We start from the raw sequence: 23879 nt of genomic DNA, 5'->3' as shown, positions 1-23879 counted from the left end.
CTTTCGCCGGCGCATTGATCGGATGCTCAGTCCCCGGCGAGGCTCATTGACTTGCGCCGCAACGGCAATCGCAAGGTTCTCAGCGTCGCAGCCCGCCACTACCATGGCAGGGCGCCGTTCATGTACCGCCCCTGGCCAACACCTGGCCAAGGAAGGCCTCATGCGAGGGGAGCCGGGCAACTGACTCGGCGATGGCGTGGCGGCGCTGCTGCAGTGACTGTCGCGCCTCGTCGGGCGGCAGCTCCTGCAGAACCGGGTCGGTACGTTCGGGCCAGTGCTGCATGCCGGCATGGATGGCCAGCCAGCTGTGCTCGTCAAAGCCCTCGTCGCCCTGCAGGTGCAGCAGACCCAGGCGGCGCCAGGCGTCGATCTTGAAGGCCAGCGTTTCGGGCAGCTCCATCGTCGCCATGTCGCGCCACAGTGCGCTGTCGCGGCGCGCCGTGAGGCAGTAGTGAAGGATGATGAAGTCGCGGATGCGGTTGAACTCGCGCACGGCCCGTGCGTTGTAGTCGGCCACCACGCCATCGCTGATCGGCTGGCCGGAGGTCAACAGGCCCATCAGGTGGCCCAGGCCACTCTGGATCAGGAAGATGCTGGTCGATTCCAGCGGCTCCAGGAAGCCCGAAGACAGGCCGAGCGCCACGACGTTGTGGACCCAGAAGCGCTCGCGGTGGCCGGTGGTGAAGCGCAGCAGCCGCGGTTCGGCCAGGGGCTTGCCGTCCAGTTGCCGCAGCAGTTGCTCGCGGGCGCGGTCGGCGTCGATGTGGCGGCTGCTGAAGACATGGCCATGCCCGGTGCGGCTTTGCAGCGGGATGCGCCAGGCCCAGCCGCCTTCGAGCGCGGTCGCGCGGGTGTAGGGCGTCAGCGCCGTGCCGGTGCGCTCGCAGGCGCACGCCCAGGCGCTGTCCACCGGCAGCCAGCGGCTGAAGTCGACGAAGGGTTCTTCCAGCGTTTTGCCCAACAGCAGCGAGCCGAAGCCGGAGCAGTCGATGAAGAGGTCGCCTTCGATCTCGCGGCCATCGGCCAGCCTGAGGCTGTGAACGCCGCCGTCGGCGCGCCGCGTGACGCCGACGATGCGCCCGTCGGTGCGGCGGGCGCCACGGCCGAAGGCGAGGCGGCGCAGGAAACCGGCATAGAGGGTGGCATCGAAGTGATAGGCGTACTTGTAGGGTGCGCGGCCCTCGTCGTCGGGCGGCACGAAGCGGCCCTGCATGGCCATGACGGTGGGCAGGCACTGCTCGCCAAGCTCACCGAACGCCGGGTCGGCCAGGCGCCGGTACTGGCCCCACAGCGCATGCGGCCCCTGCGTCTCGCCGAAGTCGCCGAAGGTGTGGAAATAGCGTTCGCCCTGCACCCGCCAGTCGCGGAACTCGATCCCCAGCTTGTAGGTGCCATGCGTGGCGCGCAGGAATTCGGCCTCGTCGATGCCGACCAGCCGGTTGTAGTTGCGGATGGAAGGGAAGGTCGCCTCGCCGACGCCGATGATGCCGATCTCCTCGGAGTCCACCACCTCCACGGTGCAGCGCCCCTTCAGGCCAGTGGCGATGGCGGCGGCGGTCATCCAGCCTGCGGTGCCCCCGCCCACGATGACGATGCGATTGAAGCTCTGGCTCATGACGGGCTCTTTGGCGCGGTTCGGAAGGCGTCGAGGGCGTGGCGTGCAGAAGCGCGCGCCACGCCCGTTTCGCGATGCCGGCTTTGTGATGGCCGGTGAGTCGTCTACCTGGTGGCGTCGACGAGGGCCTTGATCAGCTCAGGCACTCGCGGTGCGCCAGTTGCGCGATCGATGACCTCGCCGGTATCCCACCACATCGGCACCCCGCCGTGCTGCACGATGGAGCGCGAGACGTAGCCGGCCCAGGTGTTGCGATAGGCCGCCATGCCCGGGTAGGCCGGCTTCACGTAGGCACCGAACTCGCCAATGATGAAGCCCACACCCTGGTCGACATAGCGCGTCTTCATCTTCTGGAACTGCCCCTCGACCCAGGCCTCGTTGGCCCAGGTCTCCGTCGCGGTCGGGTCGGTCGCACCGGCGCCCCACTGCCAGATGGTGCTGCCGCCGTTGATCGTGAAGTTGAACGGGTCGTAGTAGTGCGCTTCCATGAACAGCCGGCCGGCGACCGTGTCGGTCGGCACTGTGTTGACCGCCATCCCGTTGTTGATGTCGGTGAAATAGGTCTGCACGACCAGATGGCGCTTGGCGTTGTTGCCGCCGGTGGCGCGCACAGCGTTGACGAAGGTCTGGTTGAAGCCGTTCTGCACGTTGGCCCACTCCGAGGAGATCGGCGTGCCCCAGGGTGCATCCATGCCGACCTCGTTGGTGCCGGCGAACAGCAGGTAGTCGTCGTAGTCCTTGAAGGTGTTGGCGATCTGCGTCCAGAACTTCGTCAGCTTGGCGTTGAGGGCCGGTTGCTGGTCGTCGGTCGGGTGGTTGAGCCAGCCGCCATCCCAGTGGATGTTGATCATGGCGTACAGGCCGGCCTTGCGGGCGTAGTCCACGACCTGCTTGACGCGTGCCAGCCAGGTGGGGCTGATGTTGTTGTTGGCATCGGCGTACTGGCTGTAGGACACCGGGATGCGCACGCTCTTGAAGCCGGCGGCCTTGTAGCCGTCCATCGTGGCCTGCGTGGTCAGCGTGCCGTTCCACGACGTTTCCGTCGGGATCGCTTCCAGCGTGTTGCCCAGGTTGATGCCGGGTGCCATCAGTTTGGAAAGCTGCACGCTGGTGAGGTCACGCATCGTGCCTGGCACGATGAGTGTGAAGGCCTGCAGGGACTTGCCGCCGCAGGGGTTGGTATAGGTGGCGGTGGCGGTGCAGCTGTTGCTGGCCGTCACGTTCTGCTCGCGCGCGCTGCCGCTGGTGCCGCAGCCCGACCAGGCCCAGCTGCCGCCGGTCACTGGCTGAGGCCCGAAGCCCACCGACGCGCCGGCGCTGACGACGGCCGAGGCGGTCTGCGACCAGCTGCCGTTGACCTTCATGTACGGCGTGATGGTGGTGGGCGGGCAGGATGCGTTGCGCAAGGCATTGGCCGAGCCGGAGTTGTAGCTGCCGGCATTGGTGGTGAACCTGACCCAGTACCAGTAGCGGGTGCCGTCCGCCGCGGTGGCATCGGTGTGGTTGGTGGCGCCGACGGCCGGGGTGGCGATGCGGGTGCGACCGTTGGGGTCGGCATCGGTGTCGCGATAGACCTCCAGGCGCGAGACATTGCCGCTCACCGACCACTGGAGCTGGACGTTGTCCGCCGTGCCGCTGGCGTTCAGGCAGACGGTGGCACCGCCGCCGCTGCCGCAGCTCTGCGCCGCGGCCAGTGTCGGCAGCGCCGACAGCAGGCACAGGGCCTTCAACAACAGGTGTTTCATGGTTCGACCTTCTTCAATGACCGGCGCGTGTTTGTCTGCGCCGCGCTCTGGCCGGGGTGAATCTCGGTGTCGCAGATGACCCTGGCGGCCCCAAGGGCCGCCAGGGAACCGCACTTACTTGGCGGCGTCGACGATGGCGCTGACCACGTCGGGGAACTTCTGCGCGCCGGTTGCGCGGTCGATCAGCTCGCCAGCGTCCCACCACATCGGCACCTGGCCGTGCTGCACGATGGAGTGCGTCACGTACTTCGCCCAGGCTTTGCGGAAGGCGGCCATGCCGGGATAGGCCGACTTCACGTAGGCACCGTACTCGCCGACGATGACGCCCACGCCCTGGTCGACATAGCGTGCCTTGGTCTTCTGGAACTGCTCATCCACGTGAGCCTCGTTGGCCCAGGTTTCCACCGCGTTCGGGTCAGTGGCGCCGGCGCCCCACTGCCAGACGCTGCTGGCGCCGTCCAGCGTGAAGTGGAAGGGGTCGTAGTAGTGCACTTCCATGAACAGGCGGTTGGCGACCGTGTCGGTCGGCACCGTGTTCACCGCCATCGCGTTGTTGATGTCGGTGAAATAGGCCTGTGCCACCAGGTGGCGCTTGGCGTTGTTGCCGCCCGTGGCACGCACCGCGTTGACGAAGGCCTGGTTGTAGCCGTTCTGCACGGCAGCCCACTCGGCCGTGATCGGCGTGCCCCAGGGCGCATTCATGCCGATCTCGTTGATACCGGCGAACAGCAGGTAGTCGTCGTAGTACTTGAAGGTGTTGGCGATCTGCGTCCAGAGCCTCGTGATCTTGGCGTTGCTGGCGGCCTGGGTGGCGTAGGTCGTGGTGTTCAGGTAGTCGCCGTCACCGTGGTTGTTGATGAGGACGTACAGGCCCGCCTTGCGGGCGAAGTCCACGACCTGCTTCACACGTGCCAGCCAGGTGGGGCTGACGTTGCCGTCGGCGTCCATGTACTGGCTCCACGTCATCGGGATGCGCACGCTCTTGAAGCCGGCGGCCTTGTAGCCGTCCATCGTGGCCTGCGTGGTCATGGTCCCGATCCACGAGGACTCGGTCGGGCTCTCCATGGTGTTGCCCAAGTTGATGCCGGGCACCATCAGCTTGGACATCTCCACGCTGGAGAGGTCACGCATCACACCCGGCACGGTCACCGTGAAGAGCTGGGTGGACTTGCCGCCGCAGGGGTTGGTGTAGGTCGCGGTGGCGGTGCAGTTGGCGGTGGCCGTCACGTTCTGCTCGCGTGCGCTGCCGCTGGTGCCGCAGCCCGTCCATGCCCAGGCGCCGCCGCTCGTGGGCTGCGGAGCAAAGCCGACCGTGGAGCCGGCGTTGGCAACGACCGAGGCCGTCTGCGACAGGACGCCGTTGAGCTTGGTGTAAGGCGTGATGGCCGTGGCCGGGCAGGACGCGCTGCGCGTCGCGTCGGCTGCGCCGGAGTTGTAGCTCCCGGCGGTGGTGGAGAACCTGACCCAGTACCAGTAGCGAGTGCCGTTGGCAGCCGTGGTGTCGGTGAAGCTGGTGGCGTTGACGGCTGCGCTGGCGATGCGGCTGCGGCCGGTGGGATCCGGGTCGGTGTCGCGGAAGATCTCCAGGCGCGAAACGGTGCCGGTCACCGTCCACTGCAGTTTGACGTCGTCTGCAGTGCCACTGGCGTTCAGGCACACGGTCGCGCCGCCGCCACTGCCGCAGCTCTGTGCGTGAGCCAGCGCTGGCAGCGCCGACAACAGGCACAGGGCCTTCAATAACTTGGACTTCATGGATCAACCTTTCTCTGGCGGAATTACCCGGCGCGGATGTCTCCGTCGCGCTCGGGCGTTGGAATGGATCTCGGGGCCGGGCTCGATGCCGTGGTAGTTGAAGCGGCGAACAGCGCCGGCTGCAGGCTTGCAAGGCTGTCGGGCGTGGGCCGGCCAGCACTTGCGCGCCGGCCCGGGATCAATAGGTGTAGCGAACCTGGAGGGTGTAGCGGCGCCCTGAAGCGAAGGCGGCTCGCTCCTTCAGGCCGATGGCCTGCTGCATGTACTGCCTGTAGATCGCGTCGTTGAGGTTCTGCCCTTCGACCGCGAGGCTCAGGTTGTCGCTGAACTTGTAGTGCACGCCCATGTCGAGCTGGCCGTAGGAGCCGCCCCAGGTCGGCAGCGCGTAGTTCACGGAGTAGGAGTTGCCCTTGTTCGGGCTCGCCGGGTTCTGGTCGATGCCATCGTTGCCGGCCGTGCCGTAGGCGTTGACGGCCTGCAGATACTTCGAGCGCCAGCTGTAGGCCACGCGCGCCGACAGCGGGCCGTAGTCGTACAGCAGCGCCAGGTTGAAGGAGTTCTTGGACAGGCCCGTCAATGGCACGCCGCCGAGCACGCGGCCGTCGGTGTCGCAGCCGTTGAGGTCGCGAATGAGGTTCGCATCCACCGTGCCGCTGGGCGTGCACCATTGCGCGCTGATCGGCGAGTACATCGTCATGCGGCTGTCGATGTAGGTGTAGTTGCCCGACACGCCAAAGCCCGACAGCAGGCCCGGCAGCTTGTCGAAGTACTGCTGGTAGCCGACTTCGATGCCGCTGGAACGGCCTTTCGCACCGTTGACCGGCGCCGTGATCAGGAAATCATGCGGCTGGCCTTTCGTGTCGTTGAGCCGGTAGGACGAGGTCTTGCCGATGATGACGTCGCGCAGCTGCTTGTTGAACACCGCCACGGTCAGCGAGCTGGCGCGGCCGAAGTAGTACTCCGCCGTCAGGTCAACGTTGTTGGACAGCGTCGGCTGCAGGCCCGGGTTGCCACGGGCCGAGCCGGTATAGGTGACCGAGTCGAGGACCTGCTGCCCGTTCTCCGTGTGCGTGTTGACGTTCTGCGACAAGGTCGTGTAGGCCTGCATCTGCCACAGCTCCGGCCGCGTCATGCCCTGGGACAGTGCGAAGCGGAACTGCAGCTCCTTGCCGGCCTTCATGCGCAGGTTCAGGCTGGGCAGGATGTTGGTATAGGCACGCCAGAACGCCTGCTTTTCGGACTGCTGGGGAATGAAAGGCACGTCGGGACGCGGGTCCGTCGGCGGCGTGAAGAGGGTGTAGCCCAGCGACGTGGTGCTGGTGCGCACGACGCGCAGGCCGACGTTGCCGTCCACCGGATAGGGCAGGTCGTCGAAACCGAAGCGCAGCTGGCTATACACCGCCTGGGTGCGCTCGGCCTGTTCGTTGATGCCCTTGTCGTCTCCGTAGGGCGCTGGGGTCCAGGTGCAGGTGGCCTTGCAGACCAGCTGGGTGTAGCCGTGCAACTTCTCGAAGCTGGCCGGGTAGCCGGTGGCGAGCGACATGTCCGGCACGATGACGGGCGCGGGCGCCGGCACCTTGCCGTTGAAGAAGTTGCTGCCAAAGTTGTGCAGGTTGTAGTCGTGCGCCATGCGCGGGTCGCTCAGCCAGGCAAACTGCTTCAGCGGCTGCCAGCTGTCGCCAACCGCCCAGCCCTGGGAGATCTGGGCCCATTCGCTGTCATGCGTGGACTGCGTGATGCCCTTGCGCTCGGTGAGGCGCAGGCCGAAGCGCAGGTCGCGCAGCACCGGGTGGTCGAAGTCGTACCTGACGTCGCCGCGCCAGGCTTTCTCGGTGCCCACGGAATGGTCCCGGTGCTCCTGCGCGAAGCCCCAGTAGTAGTGGCTCGGGTCAGCCAGGTAGGCGCGGTCGGCGGCGTCGAAGATGAAGCTCGGCGGCGAGGTGCTCAGGTCCACCGTCTGCTTGGGCATGTAGCCGCCCATACCGACCGTGTAGTCGAAGCCGTCGGTAGTCGCCTTGATGTGCTGCAGGTCCGAGGTCAGCGTCACGTTGTCGGCTGCTTTCCACGACAGATGCCAGGCGATGTCGCGGGTTTGGGCCGTGCGGCCGGAATCGCGCGCGTCGGTGCCGAAGCCGATGCCCTTGGCGCCACTTGGGTCCGGCGCCGGTGCGCCTTCGGTCGGCGCGCGCAGCACGCCCTTGAGCAGAGCGCCTTGCGCATCGAAGGTGGCGCCGGCGTCGACGGTCAGAGTGTTTGGGTTCGTGCCGAGGAAGAACGCGTTCTCGCTCGTGTGCATCTTGTACTTCGACTTGAAGTAGGTCAGCGAGGAGGAGACGGCGTCCTTGCGCCATTGCAGCGCGCCGTACAGGCCCTGGCGCTTGCGCTCGAAGTCGTTGCCAGTCCAGGAACCACCGGGCGTGATCCAGCGCAGTTCGCCGCTGGTGTCGCCAACCACCGCATTGCGGCGCGGGAAATAGGGCGAGACGGACAGGCCGTCGCTGTGCGTCGCGATCTCCGACTGCGCGACGTCGATGAGTGCCCCGACCTGGCCGAGATCGGTGTCCCAGCGGTTGGACAACAGGCCGGAGAAGGAGGGTTTGGCCTTGCCGCCGCGCAGCTGCGAGCGCGATGTCTCCAGCGAGAAGGCGGCCTTGGCGCCCTTGTAGTCGAACGGCAGTGCCGTGCGCAGGTTCACCAGTCCGCCGATGGCGCCTTCGATCTGCTCGGCGGACGGATTCTTGTAGACGTCCACGCCGGCCATCAACTCTGGCGGCACGTCTTCAAAGCTCAGTGCCCGCCCGCCGTTGGCCGAGAACGAGTCGCGGCCATTGAGTTCCGAGCGCACATAGCTCAGGCCGCGGATGGACACGCCCGTGCCTTCGGCCGCGAAATGTTGGATGCCGTCGCCCACGCCCTGCTGCGGGTCGGCGCGGTTGAGCGTGCGGTCAATGGTGACGCCGGGGATGCGTTGCAGCACTTCGGTCACCGACTTGTCGGGCAGCTTGCCGATGTCATCGGCAACGATCGAGTCGACGATCTCATCGGAGTTTTGCTTGATCTTCTGGGCTGATTGCAGGGCCGCGCGCTGGCCTGTGACGATCACTGTCTCGGCCTTCTCGATCTTGGGTGCACTGGCGGCGGCTGCGGGCGCCGGCGGTGTCTGCGCGAAGGCCATGCCGCTGCAGAGCAGGGCGGTCTGTGCGGCAGCCAGGGAAATGGCAGTTCGACGGGGCTGGTTCACGTTGTCTCCTCTTGAGGCTCTTTGGCCTGTAGGGGTGTGAGAAGGGCGGGTAGGCCTTCGATCGATTGAGCAGCTGCCGCGCTGATGAGAGTTGGCAGCGTTGTCACTGCAAAGTGGCTCGGCCGTCGACGCGAATGCTTGACTCGCGCCCATCCGGCGCGCAAGGAAGGGGCGCTTGTTTGGTAAAACCACTTTGGCAATACCAGGTCGAAGCCGCGCGACGGTGCTCGCGGCGACTTTCGACCCTCTGAGTGGTCAGATTCGACGACGACGCACGATTGCGCCAATGCCGACCAGGCCTGCGAGCCACAGCGCCGCCGCCGCGGGCTCCGGCACTGGGGCAGCCATCGACTGCACGGAGGCCGTCAGCCCGAAGCGCACGTTGACCCAGGCACCATCGCCGGCGCTTGGGCTGGTCCAACTGGCCGTGAGGATGGAAGGGCCGGTGTAGGAACCACTGCCGTCCACGAACGCTTCGGTGTAGTTGTCGCAGTTGCCGTTGAAGCAGAACTCGATGTAGGCGTTGGCCTGTGACATCGGACCACTGGCTTTGAAGCTGTCAAGCGTGGCGGAGATTGTGAGCGTCGTGTTCGCGCCGCCGACCAAGATTGAACGTTCAATCACATTGGCAAAAGCAAACCCGCCCTGGCCGCCACTGGCGTCCACCGAAGCGGAGCCCGACACGCCCATGATGTCCCACTTGCTCGGATCCCTGGCGTTGAGCTGCGCCCGTGCTACAGCGGAGCCGTCCGTCACCGATGCGCCCATTGCAGTGCCCGGCGCGCCAGTGGCTGCATCGGCAAAGCTAGGGTTCAACAGTTCAGCGGATGTCCCGGCTGCGGTGTCTCCGCCCGGATACCAGTACCACCACTGGCCCTGCGACGCACCCATCGACACGTTCGAAATCTTGACTTCGGCCGTGTCCGCAATGGCCAGTTGGGATGCGGCGATCAGAACCGCGCCGACGGCATATTGGAAGGTCTTCAGCATATTGTCTCCTAGGTTGGTTTTTTCACAATGAGGCATGTGGGTCCATGCCGCCAGAAACCGGATTTTGGTATTGCCAGTGTCGCTAAACATTCTAGTGGTCTTACCAATAAAACACTGAGTGCTCCGGACTGCGTCAGGCTGAGCGGACGGGAAGTCAGCCTTAATCGCATCGGCTTTGCGCTTCACAATCCGCCTCTGCAACGGCTTCGCGACGCAAGGAGATGGCTGCACAAAGCTGCATCCGCAGTGATCGGGTCACGCGCTTCCAGTGCCTGGAAGATGCTCTCGTGCTCTGCTAGAGCCAACTGCCAGCAGCGCGCCGCGTCAGGCCGTGAACCCGTATCCGTGGAAATTGGGCTAGAGCCGTCGAACAGCATTCCCACCACCCCACTCAACGCATTGCAGCCGGCCATTTCGACGATGCCAAGGTGAAATTGGCGGTCTGCCTTTACAGGGTTCAGACCGCAGGCAAGGTCTTCGCGCATCGCGTCCAAAGCCTTCTCGACATGCTGCAAACCAGATTTGCTGGCGCGATTCGCCGCGAGCGAAACGATGGTGCGCTCAAGTACAACGCGCGCCTGCATCAGCTCCGCTGAGGTCTGGCCCAGCATTGACGGCAGCGCGTTTCCCCTGTGAGCTCCGCAGGCGTACACACCTGAGCCACCACGGATCACCACTTGGCCGTCAATCTCCAAAGCGATCATGGCCTCGCGCACTACCTGGCGGGACACCCCAAACTGACTTGCCAATTGGCGCTCAGGAGGCAGCCTCGCGCCGCTCCGGATGCTGTCCATTCTGATCAACCTGCGGATCTGCTCCGCAACCAACCGGTACTGGCGTGGAGGGTCGCCGCCTTGGGGAGAAGTGAGCATGGCTGCGTTGTCGCGATTTCTTCGTCCGCGCCAACTCTATCCAACTTCGCCCTATTTCGAATGATTTAGCGAAAAATTTATTTTATCTGTGGTGCTGAGGTGGGATCTGACGCACCCTGTCAAGGGGCCGGAGGTCAACGGGCTTTGATGAAGCCCCCGCTTTGATTCGTGTCCAACCGCAGCGACCCTGCGTAAGACGACGCGTTCATTGCCGCAATGCAAGGGCAGGGCGCCGATGAGGGAGTGGCCGCAGGTCAGCGAAAGCGCAAAAGTGAACATGCATGCGTGCTAGCGCTGAATGTTCAAGTGACCCCGGCCCACCATCTAAGTGATTTCAGCAAGTCCCGCCAGGTTCTGCTGATCCAAAATGCCAAGTAAATCAATCACTTGGGCCTATTCTTTGTCCCGGGAGCACATGTACCTCTGAATTGCCCCGGGTCGCAGTTGGGACGACCAGACAGCACAATTGCTTTCCAGGTGAAGCGGCCAGATATGGCCAGCCCAATCGTTAAACGCCGCGCCAAGCGCCGCGGGCGATACCCCATGAGTGATGCGGCCAATGCTCGCCTTCAGCGCAACGTCCAGCGGGTAGGAATTCATTGACGCAGGCGGCTCAATGCGAAAGCAGCAGGGGCACCGGAGAACCGCGCACCAACGTCCGCGTCACGCCGCCCATCACGATTTCACGCCACCGCGCGTGGCCATAGCCGCCCGCCACGATGAGGTCCGCGCCCATGTCCGCGGCGTGCGACAGCAGCGCTTCGCCGGCAGCCACCTTGGCGGGCACGTACCTCACGTCCACCGTCACGCCGTGGCGAGCCAGCCAGAGCCCGATGTCCGCCCCGGGCGCCTCGCCATGATCCATGCTGACGTCCTCAGGTGTTTCAAACACCACCACCTCAACGCTCTTGGCCCTCGTGAACATGGGTAGCGCATCATGCATGGCGCGAGCTGCTTCGCGGCTGGCATTCCAACCCACCAGGATGCGTGCGGCCGGCGCGATCGACCATTGGCCGTTATACGGCAGCAGCAACAACGGCCGGCCCGAGCGCATCAGCACATCCTCTGGCAGCAGCGGCAGTTGGGCGAGCGGGGCCTCATCCGGGTCAGTCTGGCTGACGATCGCCAGGTCGCAGTAGCGGGCGGACTGTGCCATGGCGTAGCCGGCATAGCCTTCCCCGACGCGCCCTTCGTATTTCGCCACGCCCAGCCGCATGACCTGTTCCTCGAAGCTCGCGACGCAGGCCTGCGCCTGTTCGTCCAGTTCGCGCATCGCAGCGTCCTCGTAGGCCACCAGACCCGCGCTCAGGCCCACCCCCAGTTCGGGGGCCGTCTCGGTCAGCATCAGGCGCCAGCCCTTCGTCGCCAATCCGATCAGATGCGCGTCGTACTGCAATGCCAGCGCCGCAGCCGCGGCGATACGAGCACTCGCAAGCCTGCCGCGGTCGAGGTGCACGAGGATGGTTCGATAGCCCATGCTGGATCTCCTTGGCGGCCGTCCAGCCGCTTGGTGCATCAATGATTGCCATCCCCCCAGCCGCTGCCTTGACCCATGTCAAGGGGCCGGATCGGACCGTTCCTCAGCTCTCAGCAGCGTCGTGCCGAAGCGCACCCACCCAGACCTGGGCCCAGTCAGACCAGGCACGCTGCAGGGCCTCAGGTCCGAAGAGTCCCAGGCCTTGCGCAGCATCAAACAGCGGCTGTGCAGATGGCGAAGGTGCCGAAGGCACCAGCCAGGGTTGCATCAGGTTCGCCACGTGGCGCTCCATGTTCTTGCACAGCACCGTCTGGGCATCAAGCAGCGTCATGAGCCATTGGCCATAAGCAAGCGATCCGTCGCTCCATTGCCGCGACAGCGTAGCGACGCCGATATGCGAGCCTTCCGGAGAAAGCGCGGGAAGGGTGGTGGACATGGGATTCCTTCGAAGTGGGCGAGTCACCCTAAAGAAGATTCCCGGCAGCGCGTTGAGCTGCATCAAATGCATTCGTGTGAGCCGCTGCTTGTTGATGGCGCAACAGGGCACCACCGACGGTTTCCTGGCCATGGCCGGCTTCACGCCGATCCACGAGCCCCGCAAGACTGACGCGAAGGCGACCTGGGCCGGAACCGATGCGTGCCTTGATGGCGATCAACAGGCGATACGCCACGCCGCCCTAAGGTGGTGTCACGGCCGCCGCCGCAGTCACCGGAAGGCATTTATGTATCAACGCATCCTCGTTCCAACCGATGGCAGCACGACGTCTGAAAAGGGTTTGACGGAAGCCATCGCAATCGCCAAGTTGAGCGGTGGTCGCATTCGACTCGTCCACGTTCTCGATGCCCTGTCGGTGGCCATCGGAGGCGATGGTTTCGGCAGCTATTCGACAGAGTTTCTGCCTTCCCTGCGCGACGCGGGCCAGGAGATCCTCACCAAGGCCCGCCAGCGCGTCGAGGCGACGGGTGTCGAAGTGGATGACGCGCTGCGCGAGATGCTGTCCGGTCGCGTCAGCGACCAGGTGCTGCAGGAGGCTGCTGCCTGGGAGGCCGAGCTGATCGTGATTGGCACGCACGGGCGCCGGGGCGTGCGCCGGATGCTGCTTGGCAGCGATGCCGAGCAGGTGCTGCGCCAAGCCAGCGTGCCGATTCTGTTGGTACGGGGGGAGTGATCGTTTGAAGCTGGCCTACATCAGCGCCGCCATCGCTGTGGCTGTGGTCGCCGGGGCGATCGCCATGCCGATGCTGACCAGCACGGTCGTCCAGACGGTGAACGTGGCGCCGCTTGATCTCGTGCGTACTGTCGTGGCCACGGGCCGGGTCGAGGCACCGCATCGCGTGGATGTGGGAGCGCAGATCGTCGGCAAGGTCGTGCGCGTGCCGGTCGACGAGGGCCAGGTTGTGAAGGCCGGCCAGCGCCTGGTGGAGCTCGATGACGCCGAACTGCGGGCGGCGGCGCGCGAAGCCGTCGTGGCCGTCTCCCAGGCCCGAGCGCGGCTGCGGCAGCTCAATGAGGTGCAGCGACCGGTTGCCGGGCAGACGTTGCGGCAAGCTCTCGCCACGCTGGAAAACGCACGTGCGCAGTTGCGCCGCCAGGAGGACTTGTTCCGCCAGGGATTCGTTGGCCAGGCCGCGCTGGACGATGCGCGCAAAGGCGTGGAGCTGGCGGACTCCCAGGTCGGTGCAGCGCGCAGGCAGCTCGAGACCACCCTCGCGGGCGGCAGCGATGACGCCATCGCACAAGCGGCCCTCGACCAGGCCCGCGCCAACGCGGACGTCGCACGGGCGCGCCTGCAGTACGCCACGATCACGGCGCCGGTGGACGGCGTGCTCATCAGCCGCAACGTGGAGCGCGGCGACGTCGTCCAGCCGGGCAAGACACTGATGGTGCTTTCCCCCGCTGGAGAGAGCCAGTTGGTCGTGCAGTTCGACGAAAAGAATCTCGGCCTGCTCGCGGTCGGTCAGAAAGCCCTGGCCTCGGCGGACGCATTCGCCGACCGGCGCTTTGCGGCCGAGGTCGTCTTCATCAACCCTGGCGTCGACGTGCAGCGCGGGTCGGTAGAAGTGAAGCTGCGCGTGCCGGCGCCCCCCGGCTACCTGCGCCAGGACATGACGGTGTCGGTCGACGTCGAAGTGGCCCGCCGGGACGGCACACTGGCCGTGCCGCTGGAGTTGCTGCATGACGCCGAGACAGCCTCGCCGTGGGTACTGACGGCAAGGGACGGCCATGCCAGGCGCCAGGCCGTGCGCCTGGGGTTGCGCGGCGCGGGCGTCGTGGAGGTGCTGGAAGGCCTGAAAACGGGTGACCAACTTGTCGTCGGTTCGGCGCATGTGCGCGAAGGCACGCGGCTCAGGACGGCGGGCGCAGGGCCATGAGGAACTGGGAGCCCTTCGAGTGGATCGTCGCGTCGCGCTTTCTGCGCGAAGGCCGCTGGCAGACCGTGTTCATCATCGGCGGGGTGGCGATCGGCGTGGCCGTCATCGTCTTCATGTCCGCGCTTCTCAGCGGGCTGCAGGCGAACTTCATTCGCAGGGTGTTGACCGCCCAGCCACACATCCAGTTGCTGCCGCCCAAGGAGGCAGTGCGTGCGCTTCGGGGCGGACAGCCAGGGGTCGTGGAGGATGCCATCAAGCAGGCCCCCTTGCAGCGCATGAAATCCATCGACCAGTGGCAAGCCGTGGCTGCCCAGATCCGCGCCATGCCGCAGGTGCTGACCGTGTCTCCATCGGCGACGGGCCCGGCACTCGTGGTGCGCGGAGAGGCCAGCCGGGCCATCACGGTGGTGGGCATGGAGCCGGCACTGTATTTCCGCATCGTCGCGCTGCCGGACAAGATCGTGCGCGGCGGCACCCGGCTCAATGCCGGCGACATTCTCATCGGCACCGAACTCGCCAGCGACCTGGGACTGGACGTGGGCGACAAGCTCCATGTCAGCGCGGCATCGGGCGTGGACGCCGTTTTTTCCATCAGCGGCGTCTTCGATCTCGGCAGCAAGGGTGCAAACCAGCGCACGACCTATATGGCGCTGCACACGGCCCAGAGCCTGCTCGGCCTGCAGGGCGGCGTCTCCAGCCTGGACGTGACGGTCGCGGACATCTACGGTGCCGAGGGAGTGGCCCAGCGCATCACGGCGCGCACGGGCGTTCAGGCGGACAGCTGGATCAAGACCAATGCGCAGTTCTTCAGCGCGGTACAGGCCCAGATCACGGCCAACACGGCGATCCGCTTCTTCGTCGGCCTGTCGGTGGCGTTCGGCATCGCCAGCGTGCTTTTCGTCTCGGTGGTGCAGAAGTCCCGCGAGATCGGCATCCTGCGCGCGATGGGTGTGACGCGCGGTCGCATCCTGCGCCTGTTCCTGCTTCAGGGCGGGTTGCTGGGCCTGTCCGGCTCCGCCATGGGCTCGGCGATCGGTGCGGTGGCGCTGCTGCTGTGGCGTCAGCTGGTCCGCGGTCCTGACGGCCTGCCGCTGGTGCCGGTCACGCTGGACGCAGTGCTTTTCGTGGCGGCGTTGCTGCTGGCCAGCGTGACCGGACTGTTCGCGGCGGTGGCACCGGCACTGCGTGCTGCTCGTCTGGACCCAGTGGTGGCGATCCGTGGCTGACGAGGGACGCAACGAGGTTGTCGTGCGCCTGGAGCAGGTGCGCAAGGCCTTCAACGTCGGGCAGCCGGCCGAGGTGGAGGTGCTGCACGGCATCGACCTGGAGCTCCGCAGAGGCGAGTTCTGCGCGGTGATGGGGCCATCAGGGTCCGGCAAGAGCACGCTGCTCAACATCGTGGGCCTGCTGGACCGCCCGACCTCGGGGCGGCTTTGCATCGGCGCACAGGAAACGACGCGGCTCGACGATGCCGCGCTGACGCGGCTGCGCGGGCGCAGCATCGGCTTCATCTTCCAGTACCACCATCTCATCGCCGCGTTCACGGCCCTGGAGAACGTCATGATGCCGATGCTCGGAGACGCAGGCTTCCCGAACCGGGCGATGAATGAACGCGCCCGGGAGTTGCTGGACAGCGTGGGCCTTTCCCACCGCAGCGGCAACCCCGCCATGCACCTGAGCGGCGGCGAGCAGCAACGCGTCGCCGTGGCGCGTGCGCTGGCGATGCGCCCCGCCGTGCTGCTGGCCGACGAGCCCACCGGCAATCTCGACACCAAGTCCGCTGGCGTCGTCTTCGACCTGCTGAGAAGCGTCAATCGATCTCAGGGCACTGCCGTCCTGTTCGTGACACACAACCCGTCGCTGGCGCAGCGTTGCGACCGGACGATTGAAGTCGTGGACGGCGCCCTCGTCGGCGCCAATCACTGACCCGGCCAGCGCGGGCCGTTGCATTGCGCGGCTGCCGACCGCCATCTGCCAGGTCGGGGCGGATTCGGCCAGGAGGTCGGCCAGAAGCCGGTTGGCCAGTCCGGTGGGCGCGCGGATTCATGGCCGAGGCGGCTCGTCGCGGTCCAGGCCGTCTTCCTGGTAACGGTTGCTCGCGTTCCACAGCATCCAGCCGTCCGTGCCCAGGGCGTCAGCGGCGTCGATCTGCAGCCGGATCTCGCGCTCGCCGAAAAGCCGCCGGTCAAATGCGTAGTCGCGGAAGGCCTGCAGCCACGGGCGCAACCGCATGCCCGGCAGCCCTGTGCGCTCCAGTGCCCGTTGCAAGCTGTGATGCACGATCTCGTAGGGCGCGGCCACCGGGTCGCGATGCCCCGGTATGCCGAAGGTGAAACCCGACGGGTAGAGCATGGGTGACAGGTAGTCCACGTGGGGCATGATGGATTCGAGATGCTGGCCGATGTGCGTGTCGTCCCGATTCCAGGCCACATAGCCGAAGACGTCGGCGGCGATGAAGACGTTGTATCGGGCGAGCCGGCGCCGCGCGGCGTCCAGGAAGTCGCCGATCGCGGCGATGCGGCGCTCCTGCGTATCGGGCTCGGCGAAGATCAACCCAAGGGCGTCGGGGAAGCGCAGGTAGTCGAACTGGATCTCGTCGAAGCCCAGGGCCGCGGCCTCTTCGGCCAAAGCGAGATTGCGTTCCCAAGCCTCACGCCTGAACGGATCGATCCACGCGAGGCCCTCACGATCTTTCCAGACGTCGCCATTGGCTTCGTGGACCGCCCAGGCGGGATGCGCCGCGGCGTAGGGATCGTCCTTGAACGTGACGATGCGGGCGATCAGATACAGGCTCTGGCCCTGAAGCTCTCGCATCAGCGCCTGCATGTCGCGGACGGTGATCACTGGCTGCGCGAGGCCTGCGGCGGCCAGCGCCGGGCTCCGATAGGGCACGATGCCACGGTCGTCCTTGACGTCGATCACAAGCGCGTTGAGTTCTGTTTCGGCAATGAGCTTCAGCGCGTCGCCCCTCAGCGTGGCGCTGCCGACGCCGTAGGCCGACAGGTACAAGGCTTTCGGGCGCAGCGGCTTGAGCGGGACGACCAGCGGCCCGGGCGGTCCGACCGCGCTGCGGAACCGCGCATAGCCCACCGCGCGGGCTGTCACCAGGGTGCCTTCCGTCGCGACCGGGGCTGCGAGTCGGCCCTGTTCGTCACTGCGGAATTCATTGGACCCAACGACCACGGTGGCGTTCCCTAGCGGACGGCCCGACTGGGCGTCACGCACCACGACATCCAACGCGCCGGCCGCCTGCATGCACAGACACAGCGTGACGGTCGCCAGAATCCGCAGCAGCCGGTTCATGACGCGGCCTTGTCCGCAAACGCGGCTTCCAGCCGGGCGGCGAGCTGCCGCGCATCGACGCTGTCGACGATCATGTGCCTTGGCACGTCGAACGGGGAGTCGCCAGCCACTGCCGAACGGTTGCCCAGCGAGAACGCCGCCTCATACCCGGCCTGCTGTGCCTGCCGCGCCAGACCCTCGTCGCCGAGGCCAAAGGGCCAGGCCAGCAGGGTGACTGGGCGACCGAGGCGCAACTCAAGCGTGTCCCGGGATCGTGCAAGCTGGCTGGCCGCGAAGCGCTGGAAGGCGGTTGGGGGCATGCGCTGCCGGTCCCGCACCAGGTTCGGGTGCCAGTAGGTATGCGACTGCACGGAGAGGAGCGGGTCGCTGGCCAGTTCCTGCAACTGCGCCCAGGTCATCGCGTAGCTGGCGTTCGAGATCGCCGACGGATAGACGAAGAGCGTGACAGGCCAGCCACGTTCGCGCAGCAGCGGGGCCATGACCTCGAATTGCGATCGGTGCCCGTCGTCGGCGGTCAGGACGACGGCCCGTGGCGGCAGGGATACGCGCTCGCCGCGTTCCCGACCGAGGCGCCAGGCTACCCAGGCAGCCAAAGAGATCACTTGGCAGCCCAGCTGGTGCAGCACATGCAGGTGGTCCTCGAAGTTAGCGATGCGCACGGTCATGCTGTCCAGCATCCGCGACGCGAAGCGGTGATAGACAAGGATAGGAACGCGTGGGGCTGCCGTGGCGGCAAACGCGGCGGGCACCAGAGCGGGGCCGCAGGCGAGGGCCAGCGTCAGCGCGCGCCGCCGGCGGTCGACGTGCGAAGCCAACGCGTGCGTGGTCATGCCTCTTCCGCTCGTGGCCGAACACCAGCGGGTGCTGGGCTCCCGGCCGGGCGGGCGGTCCAAGCCATCATTCCCGCCCCAGGACCAGTTCCTTGCCGGCACGCTGAACCACGATGCTGGTGTCGGACAACTTACGCCACGCGAGGAGGGCGGTGACCAGATCTGAACTGCCGCCGATGGGCCGGCCATTCATCGTCGTCACGATGTCGCCCGCACGCAGCTGCAACTGCTCGCCCAGACTACCGCGGGGAACGGAAAGAATGAGTGCGCCGCTCGTGTCTGGCCGCCCAGCGGACCACGCTGTCAACGGCGGTACGTCGTCGAACTGGACGCCCAGGCGCGGGCGGGCCGGCGCGTCGCTGTCGCGGCGCAACTCGCCGGCGACCTGCAGGACGATCTCGATGGGAATGGCCAGGCTCGCGCCGGGCGTACCGACGGGGCCGACGATCGTGCGGGCATTCATGCCGACGATCGCGCCGGCGGCGTCCAGCAAAGGGCCACCCGAGTTGCCGGGGTTCAGTGCCACGTCGCTCTGGATGAACATCAGCTCGCCGTCATCGCTGAAGTGCCTGTCCTTGCCACTGACGACGCCAACAGCCACCGAGCGCTCGAGTCCGAATGGCTGGCCGACGGCCATGACCCAGTCGCCGACGCGCAGACTGCCTGGCCGGCCGAAGACGGGATGCACCCGGGGCGGCGGAGTGATGCGCAACAGCGCGATATCGGCGTTCTCGTTCAACCCCTCCAGCTCGGCCGCAAGCACGCGTTTGTCGGGCAGCGCGACGAGGATCTGCCGGGCCTCACCCACCAGATGGGCCGCCGTAGCGACAACGCCCTTGTCATCGATGAAGAAGCCCGAACCCACGTGCGGCTCTTCCTCCCCGGGCACGAACATGAAGATGCTGACGCTCCATGCAGCGCCGCGCTGGAAACCGGCGGCGAGGCTCGATGGGCGGGTCATCGCAGGAGACCGGCGCGGTGGATCGGCCGCGTACACCGCGTGCGTCTGCGCTCCCAGGGCGCTGGCGAGCAACAAGGCGAAGCATCGGCGCGTCATCATGGCCCGAAACGTACCGCGCCACGGCTCGAGGCCGCTTGACGCGTGTCAAGCCAGGCGCCGGGCTCGCCGACAGGGGTCAGAAGGTCGTCGACGCAGATGGGTCAGCATCCGGGCTTCACGCCCAGCCGGCGCAGGATGATCTCCAGCGGGCACCAGCGCGTGAGCGCGCTCTGCAGCAGGTTGGCGCCGACGAAGGCTGTGAAGGCCAGCCACCAGGGGCTGACGAAGACCGGGCTGCCGGGCACGCCCAGGGCCAGCGAGATCAGGATGAAGCTGCCGGCGAACAGCCGGACGATCTGCCATGAGGTCATGACACTCTCCTAGGTTCAAGGGGCGGCGACACTGCCGCCGAGTTGCGATAGGCGATGAAATAGAGCAGGGGAATGACGACCAGGGTCAGCAGCGTGCTGACCAGGATGCCGAAGATCAGCGAGATCGCCAGGCCGTTGAAGATGGGGTCGTCCAGGATGAAGAAGGCGCCCAGCATGGCCGCCAGGCCGGTCAGCACGATGGGCTGTGCACGCGTGGCGGCCGAGTGCACGACGGCTTCCTTCAGCGGACGGCCCTGCGACACCTCCAGCCGGATGAAGTCCACCAGCAGGATGGAGTTGCGCACGATGATGCCGGCCAGCGCGATCATGCCGATCATGCTGGTGGCGGTGAACTGCGCACCCAGCAGCGCGTGCCCCGGCATCACGCCCGCCAGCGTCAGCGGGATGGGCGCCATGATGATGAGCGGTGTGAGATACGAGCCGAACTGCGCGACGACCAGCAGGTAGATCAGCACCAGGCCCACCGCGTAGGCGGCGCCCATGTCGCGGAAGGTCTCGTAGGTGACCTGCCACTCGCCGTCCCATTTCAGCGTGTAGTCGCGCCAGGCGTCGCTGGGCGGCTGGATGAAGGCCTCTGTCAGCGCGCCGCCACCGGGCGTGACGATGGCGGCCAGCGCGCCGCGCATCTTGAACATGCCGTACAGCGGGCTGTCCAGCGCACCGGCCATGTCGCCGGTGACGAAATGCACCGGCAGGCCGTCCTTGTGGAAGAGCGGCTGCTCGCGCTGGCTGTCCGTCACGCGCACCAGTTCGCGGATGGGTACCAGGCCGCCCGCGCTGGTGCGCACGCTCAGTTGCAGCAATGTGTCCAGGTCGCCGTGGCGCTCCGCGGGCAGTTGGATGAGGGCAGCGGCCGGGTACTTGCTGGCGTCGTGCAGCCAGGTGGCGGCCTCGCCGGCCAGGCCCGCGCCCAACGTCGCGACGATGCTCGACTGCGGGATGCCCAGCAGCGCCGCCTTGCTGCGGTCCACTGTCAGCAGCTTCTTGGGTGCAACGGCGATCCCGGAGTCGTCCACGTCAACCACGCCGGCCGTTTGCTCGAACACCCGACGCACGGCGGCTGCCACCGCGCGCCTGCCTTCGGCGTCGGGGCCGTAGACCTCGGCCACGATGGGGGACAGCACGGGCGGGCCGGGCGGCACCTCGACCACTTTCACGTTTGCACCATGGCGTTGGCCGATGGCCTGCAACGCCGGGCGCATGCGCGTCGCAATGGCGTGGCTCTGGAGGCTGCGGTGGTGCTTGTCGACGAGGTTGACCTGCAGGTCACCGATCTCGCCGCCGGCACGGAGGTAGTACTGGCGCACCAGCCCGTTGAAGTTGATCGGCGCTGCCGTGCCGGCATAGGCTTGGTAGTCCGTGACCTCGGGCTGCTGGGCCAAGTAGGCGCCCAGCTCGTGCAGTACCGCGGCGGTCCGCTCCAGCGGCGTGCCGGCCGGCATGTCGACGATGACCTGGAACTCGGACTTGTTGTCGAAGGGCAGCATCTTCAGCACCACCAGGCCGAGGGCCGGCAGCGCCAGCGACACGGCGATCAGCGCCGCCACGCTCAGGCCGAGCAGGCGGCGGTTGCGCTGGCCGCGAGCATCGTCCAGCAGCGGCCGGAACACGCGCCCGAAGAGCGGCCCCAGCTTCGCCGCGAGGCCATGGCCGGCGGCACCGGCGCGCCCGTCATGCTCGAGCCACAGCCGCGCCAGCCAGGGCGTCACGATGAAGGCGATGGCCAGCGACAGCAGCATGCCCATGCTGGCGTTGATGGGGATGGGGCTCATGTACGGCCCCATCAGCCCGCTGACGAAGGCCATGGGCAGCAGCGCGGCGATGACGGTCAGCGTGGCCAGGATGGTGGGGCCGCCGACTTCGTCCACGGCGCCGGGGATCAACTGCAGCAGCGTCTTGTCCGGGTGCAGCGCCATGTGGCGGTGGATGTTCTCGACGACGACGATGGCGTCGTCCACCAGGATGCCGATGGAGAAGATCAGCGCGAACAGCGACACCCGGTTGAGCGTGAAGCCCCAGGCCCAGGACGCAAACAGCGTGACGGTCAGCGTCAGCACGACGGCGCTGCCGACGATGGCCGCCTCGCGCCGGCCCAGCGCGATGAACACCAGGGCCACGACCGAGGCGGTGGCGAACATCAGCTTCTGGATGAGCTTCATGGCCTTGTCGTTGGCCGAGGCGCCGTAGTTGCGCGTCTCGGCCACTTCCACGCCCGCCGGGATGACGGTGTTGCGCAGTTCGGCCACGCGCTGCATGACCGCATCGGCCACGCGGATGGCGTTCTCGCCCGGCTTCTTGGTGATCGTCAGCGTGACGGCGGGATGCTCGGCCGCGTCCTTGCCGGCCGTGCCGTGCCAGACGTAGCGCTGCGCGGGCGGTGGGCCGTCCACGAGGTGCGCCAGGTCGCCGAGAAAGACCGGCCGCCCGGCGCGCACGCCCACGACGATCTGGGCCAACTCCTGGGCATCGCGCAGGAAGGGTCCGGCCTCGACGTCCACGGCGCGGTCGCCGGCCAGCAGCTGGCCCACGGGCGCGGCCAGGTTGGCCGACTGCAGGGCCTGGCGCAGGTCCGCCACGGTCACGCCTGCGGCGGCCAGGCGCGTCGGCTCGATCTCGACGCGGATGACGCGGCCCGGGCCGCCCAGCGTGGCCACCTCGCGGGTGCCGGGCACCCGCTTGAGGTCAGCCTCGATGCTGTGCGCGACGCGCTCCAGGTCGAAGGCGCCCGTCTGCGCGTCTTTGGAAAACAGCGTCAGCGTGACAATGGGCACATCGTCGATGCCCTTGGGCTTGACGAGTGGCGCGCCGACGCCCAGGCCGCGCGGCAGCCAGTCGGCATTGGCGTTGACTGCGTCGTACAGCCGCACCAGCGCCTCGGTGCGCGGCACGCCGACCTTGAACTGCACGGTCAGGATGGCCAGGCCCGGGCGCGAGACGCTCATCACATGCTCGATGCCCGCGATCTGCGACAGCACCTGCTCGGCCGGGCCGGCCACCATCTGCTCCACGTCCCGCACGGCGGCACCGGGGAAGGGGATGAGCACGTTGGCCATCGTCACGTTGATCTGCGGCTCCTCCTCGCGAGGCGTGACGGCCACGGCGAAGAAGCCCAGCAACAGGGCCACCAGAGCCAGCAGCGGCGTGATCTGGGCCGACTGGAAGAAGCGGGCGATGCGGCCTGAGACGCCGAGTTCAGTGCTCATCAAGGCCTCCGCGCCGCTGCCTGGGGGTCCAGCGCCACGCGCTCGCCCAGCTTCAGCCCGGACAAGACCTCGGTCTGGTCGCCCAGGGCAGGGCCGGTGCGCACCTGCCGCAACAGAGCGCGGCCGTCGCCGCCCACCACGTAGACGCCCTTGAATTCAGCGCGTTGGACCAGGGCCTGCGTAGGCACCAGGATGCGTGCGGTTGCCGCGGCCCCGGGCAGCCAGGCGCGGGCGAAGCTGCCCGGCGCTGCAAGGCTGCCGGCCGGCAGGTCCAGCCGCACGGTCACCGTGTGCGTTGCCGGGTCCGCCGCGGGCAACACTTCCCAGTGCACGGGGGACAGCAGCCGCCCCGGCTGGCCGGCCAGCTCCACGGCGGGCGCCTGCACCGGCAGCGCCTTCAGCAGCAAGGCCGTCGACTCAGGTACAGCCACGGCAACGCGCAAGGTCGTCGGGTCGAATAGCGTGAGCAGGGCCCGGCCCGGCTGGGCCATGTCGCCCAGCATCACGGCCACGTCGGTCACGATGCCGTCGTAAGGCGCCTTCACCGCGAAGTAGCCCGTCTCGGTGCGGGCCGCCTGGGCCGACGCCACCTGGGCCTCGGCCTGGGCGGTGGCCGCCTTGTACTGTGCTTCCGCGTGGTCCAGGGCAGCCTGGCTGATGAAGTGGCTCTGGAACAGCTGCCGCTGGCGCTTCACCTCCGAGGTGGCGGCGTCCTGTGCAGCCCTGGCCGCCTGGACGTGGGCAACGGCGGCGCCGGCCTGCTGCTCGGCAGCACGGGCATCCAGGCGCACCAGCAGTTGGCCGGCCTTCACGCGGTCTCCGGCTTTGATTGGCAGGCCGACGACCGCGCCGGCGACCTGGGAAGCCAGTACCGTCTGCCGCACCGCCTCGACCGTCCCGTCATAGCCGGTCAGGGCAGTGTTTGCCACTGGCGTCACGGTCCAGATGGCCGGCGCGCCAGCGGCGTGGCTGGCCGTGACGGCGGCGCCCAGTGCCCACGAGAGCGCGGCACGGAGCAGCGGGCGGGACCTGATCGGCATGGTTTCTCCAGGGATGACAAGACAGTCGAATGCCTTTAGTATTTAA

Annotated in this window: 19 protein-coding genes; 4 read left to right on the top strand and 15 right to left on the bottom strand. The window is 67.0% G+C overall.

The genetic code is table 11. The annotated features are described in order from the left end of the window. Nucleotides 1-118: 118 nt before the first annotated feature. The 9 genes from ASC95_RS07440 to ASC95_RS07405 form a co-directional block, all read right to left on the bottom strand. On the bottom strand, nucleotides 119-1615 hold the full coding sequence (locus ASC95_RS07440; protein WP_057297140.1) for a tryptophan halogenase family protein: 1497 nt from the start codon (nucleotides 1613-1615) through the stop codon (nucleotides 119-121). Between the two features lie 104 nt (nucleotides 1616-1719). Next, the gene (locus ASC95_RS31735) at nucleotides 1720-3360 is read right to left on the bottom strand and encodes a glycoside hydrolase family 5 protein (protein ID WP_057297139.1); all 1641 of its coding nucleotides are present in this window, start codon (nucleotides 3358-3360) and stop codon (nucleotides 1720-1722) included. A gap of 114 nt (nucleotides 3361-3474) precedes the next feature. Then, a complete protein-coding gene (locus tag ASC95_RS31730) occupies nucleotides 3475-5112 on the bottom strand; it encodes a glycoside hydrolase family 5 protein (RefSeq protein WP_057297138.1) in 1638 nt (545 codons plus the stop codon). Between the two features lie 178 nt (nucleotides 5113-5290). After that, nucleotides 5291-8353: a TonB-dependent receptor gene (locus tag ASC95_RS07425; RefSeq protein ID WP_057297137.1), complete on the bottom strand. Its 3063-nt coding sequence runs from the start codon at nucleotides 8351-8353 to the stop codon at nucleotides 5291-5293. A 255-nt stretch (nucleotides 8354-8608) separates the two neighbouring features. Continuing rightward, nucleotides 8609-9343: a PEP-CTERM sorting domain-containing protein gene (locus tag ASC95_RS07420; RefSeq protein ID WP_057297136.1), complete on the bottom strand. Its 735-nt coding sequence runs from the start codon at nucleotides 9341-9343 to the stop codon at nucleotides 8609-8611. Nucleotides 9344-9525: 182 nt separating this feature from the next. After that, complete coding sequence (locus tag ASC95_RS07415; protein WP_057297135.1) at nucleotides 9526-10215, bottom strand: FadR/GntR family transcriptional regulator; 690 nt, start codon at nucleotides 10213-10215, stop codon at nucleotides 9526-9528. 393 nt (nucleotides 10216-10608) lie between these two features. Further along, nucleotides 10609-10815, bottom strand: coding sequence for a poly-beta-hydroxybutyrate polymerase N-terminal domain-containing protein (locus ASC95_RS32445; protein ID WP_082567585.1), 207 nt, complete (start codon nucleotides 10813-10815; stop codon nucleotides 10609-10611). Nucleotides 10816-10828: 13 nt separating this feature from the next. Beyond that, entirely contained in the window at nucleotides 10829-11692 is an 864-nt protein-coding gene (locus tag ASC95_RS07410) for a universal stress protein (RefSeq protein WP_057297134.1), read from the bottom strand. A gap of 103 nt (nucleotides 11693-11795) precedes the next feature. Then, nucleotides 11796-12191, bottom strand: coding sequence for a hypothetical protein (locus ASC95_RS07405; RefSeq protein WP_235537771.1), 396 nt, complete (start codon nucleotides 12189-12191; stop codon nucleotides 11796-11798). A 31-nt stretch (nucleotides 12192-12222) separates the two neighbouring features. On the opposite strand from ASC95_RS07405, the gene ASC95_RS07400 reads away from it, so the two are divergent. Genes ASC95_RS07400 through ASC95_RS07385 form a run of 4 tightly spaced genes read left to right on the top strand, consistent with a single transcriptional unit; the run spans nucleotide 12223 to nucleotide 15991 of the window. Continuing rightward, entirely contained in the window at nucleotides 12223-12861 is a 639-nt protein-coding gene (locus tag ASC95_RS07400) for a universal stress protein (RefSeq protein WP_235537785.1), read from the top strand. 4 nt (nucleotides 12862-12865) lie between these two features. Further along, nucleotides 12866-14065: an efflux RND transporter periplasmic adaptor subunit gene (locus ASC95_RS07395; protein ID WP_057297132.1), complete on the top strand. Its 1200-nt coding sequence runs from the start codon at nucleotides 12866-12868 to the stop codon at nucleotides 14063-14065. Next, the gene (locus ASC95_RS07390; RefSeq protein WP_057297131.1) at nucleotides 14062-15291 is read left to right on the top strand and encodes an FtsX-like permease family protein; all 1230 of its coding nucleotides are present in this window, start codon (nucleotides 14062-14064) and stop codon (nucleotides 15289-15291) included. Before ASC95_RS07395 ends, ASC95_RS07390 begins: the two co-directional genes overlap by 4 nt. Then, nucleotides 15284-15991 (top strand): ABC transporter ATP-binding protein, encoded by a 708-nt coding sequence (locus tag ASC95_RS07385; RefSeq protein ID WP_057297130.1) that lies wholly within the window; start codon nucleotides 15284-15286, stop codon nucleotides 15989-15991. The genes ASC95_RS07390 and ASC95_RS07385 overlap by 8 nt, the downstream gene beginning before the upstream one ends. Before the next feature lie 117 nt (nucleotides 15992-16108). Here ASC95_RS07385 and ASC95_RS07380 read toward each other — a convergent pair whose 3' ends face one another. The 6 genes from ASC95_RS07380 to ASC95_RS07355 form a co-directional block, all read right to left on the bottom strand. Then, nucleotides 16109-17368: a putative glycoside hydrolase gene (locus ASC95_RS07380; protein ID WP_057297129.1), complete on the bottom strand. Its 1260-nt coding sequence runs from the start codon at nucleotides 17366-17368 to the stop codon at nucleotides 16109-16111. Continuing rightward, nucleotides 17365-18198, bottom strand: a complete 834-nt coding sequence (locus ASC95_RS07375; protein ID WP_082567582.1) for a polysaccharide deacetylase family protein — start codon at nucleotides 18196-18198, stop codon at nucleotides 17365-17367. Before ASC95_RS07375 ends, ASC95_RS07380 begins: the two co-directional genes overlap by 4 nt. Before the next feature lie 67 nt (nucleotides 18199-18265). Beyond that, on the bottom strand, nucleotides 18266-19234 hold the full coding sequence (locus tag ASC95_RS07370; protein WP_162250732.1) for a S1C family serine protease: 969 nt from the start codon (nucleotides 19232-19234) through the stop codon (nucleotides 18266-18268). Between the two features lie 125 nt (nucleotides 19235-19359). After that, nucleotides 19360-19569, bottom strand: a complete 210-nt coding sequence (locus tag ASC95_RS07365; RefSeq protein WP_057297127.1) for a DUF2892 domain-containing protein — start codon at nucleotides 19567-19569, stop codon at nucleotides 19360-19362. Beyond that, nucleotides 19566-22793, bottom strand: coding sequence for an efflux RND transporter permease subunit (locus tag ASC95_RS07360; protein WP_057297126.1), 3228 nt, complete (start codon nucleotides 22791-22793; stop codon nucleotides 19566-19568). The genes ASC95_RS07365 and ASC95_RS07360 overlap by 4 nt, the downstream gene beginning before the upstream one ends. Next, complete coding sequence (locus ASC95_RS07355; protein WP_057297125.1) at nucleotides 22793-23833, bottom strand: efflux RND transporter periplasmic adaptor subunit; 1041 nt, start codon at nucleotides 23831-23833, stop codon at nucleotides 22793-22795. The genes ASC95_RS07360 and ASC95_RS07355 overlap by 1 nt, the downstream gene beginning before the upstream one ends. Nucleotides 23834-23879 lie beyond the last annotated feature (46 nt).

It is taken from the genome of Pelomonas sp. Root1217 (genome assembly GCF_001425705.1).
Lineage (GTDB): Bacteria > Pseudomonadota > Gammaproteobacteria > Burkholderiales > Burkholderiaceae_C > Pelomonas.
This window is presented reverse-complemented; position numbering and strand designations above follow the sequence as displayed.

Coding starts and splice junctions, on each gene's coding strand:
- ASC95_RS07440 (WP_057297140.1), bottom strand. CDS start 1,615: ATGAGCCAGAGCTTCAATCGCATCGTCATCGTGGGCGGGGGCACCGCA.
- ASC95_RS31735 (WP_057297139.1), bottom strand. CDS start 3,360: ATGAAACACCTGTTGTTGAAGGCCCTGTGCCTGCTGTCGGCGCTGCCG.
- ASC95_RS31730 (WP_057297138.1), bottom strand. CDS start 5,112: ATGAAGTCCAAGTTATTGAAGGCCCTGTGCCTGTTGTCGGCGCTGCCA.
- ASC95_RS07420 (WP_057297136.1), bottom strand. CDS start 9,343: ATGCTGAAGACCTTCCAATATGCCGTCGGCGCGGTTCTGATCGCCGCA.
- ASC95_RS07415 (WP_057297135.1), bottom strand. CDS start 10,215: ATGCTCACTTCTCCCCAAGGCGGCGACCCTCCACGCCAGTACCGGTTG.
- ASC95_RS32445 (WP_082567585.1), bottom strand. CDS start 10,815: ATGAATTCCTACCCGCTGGACGTTGCGCTGAAGGCGAGCATTGGCCGC.
- ASC95_RS07410 (WP_057297134.1), bottom strand. CDS start 11,692: ATGGGCTATCGAACCATCCTCGTGCACCTCGACCGCGGCAGGCTTGCG.
- ASC95_RS07405 (WP_235537771.1), bottom strand. CDS start 12,191: ATGCAGCTCAACGCGCTGCCGGGAATCTTCTTTAGGGTGACTCGCCCA.
- ASC95_RS07400 (WP_235537785.1), top strand. CDS start 12,223: ATGGCGCAACAGGGCACCACCGACGGTTTCCTGGCCATGGCCGGCTTC.
- ASC95_RS07390 (WP_057297131.1), top strand. CDS start 14,062: ATGAGGAACTGGGAGCCCTTCGAGTGGATCGTCGCGTCGCGCTTTCTG.
- ASC95_RS07380 (WP_057297129.1), bottom strand. CDS start 17,368: ATGAACCGGCTGCTGCGGATTCTGGCGACCGTCACGCTGTGTCTGTGC.
- ASC95_RS07375 (WP_082567582.1), bottom strand. CDS start 18,198: ATGACCACGCACGCGTTGGCTTCGCACGTCGACCGCCGGCGGCGCGCG.
- ASC95_RS07365 (WP_057297127.1), bottom strand. CDS start 19,569: ATGACCTCATGGCAGATCGTCCGGCTGTTCGCCGGCAGCTTCATCCTG.
- ASC95_RS07360 (WP_057297126.1), bottom strand. CDS start 22,793: ATGAGCACTGAACTCGGCGTCTCAGGCCGCATCGCCCGCTTCTTCCAG.
- ASC95_RS07355 (WP_057297125.1), bottom strand. CDS start 23,833: ATGCCGATCAGGTCCCGCCCGCTGCTCCGTGCCGCGCTCTCGTGGGCA.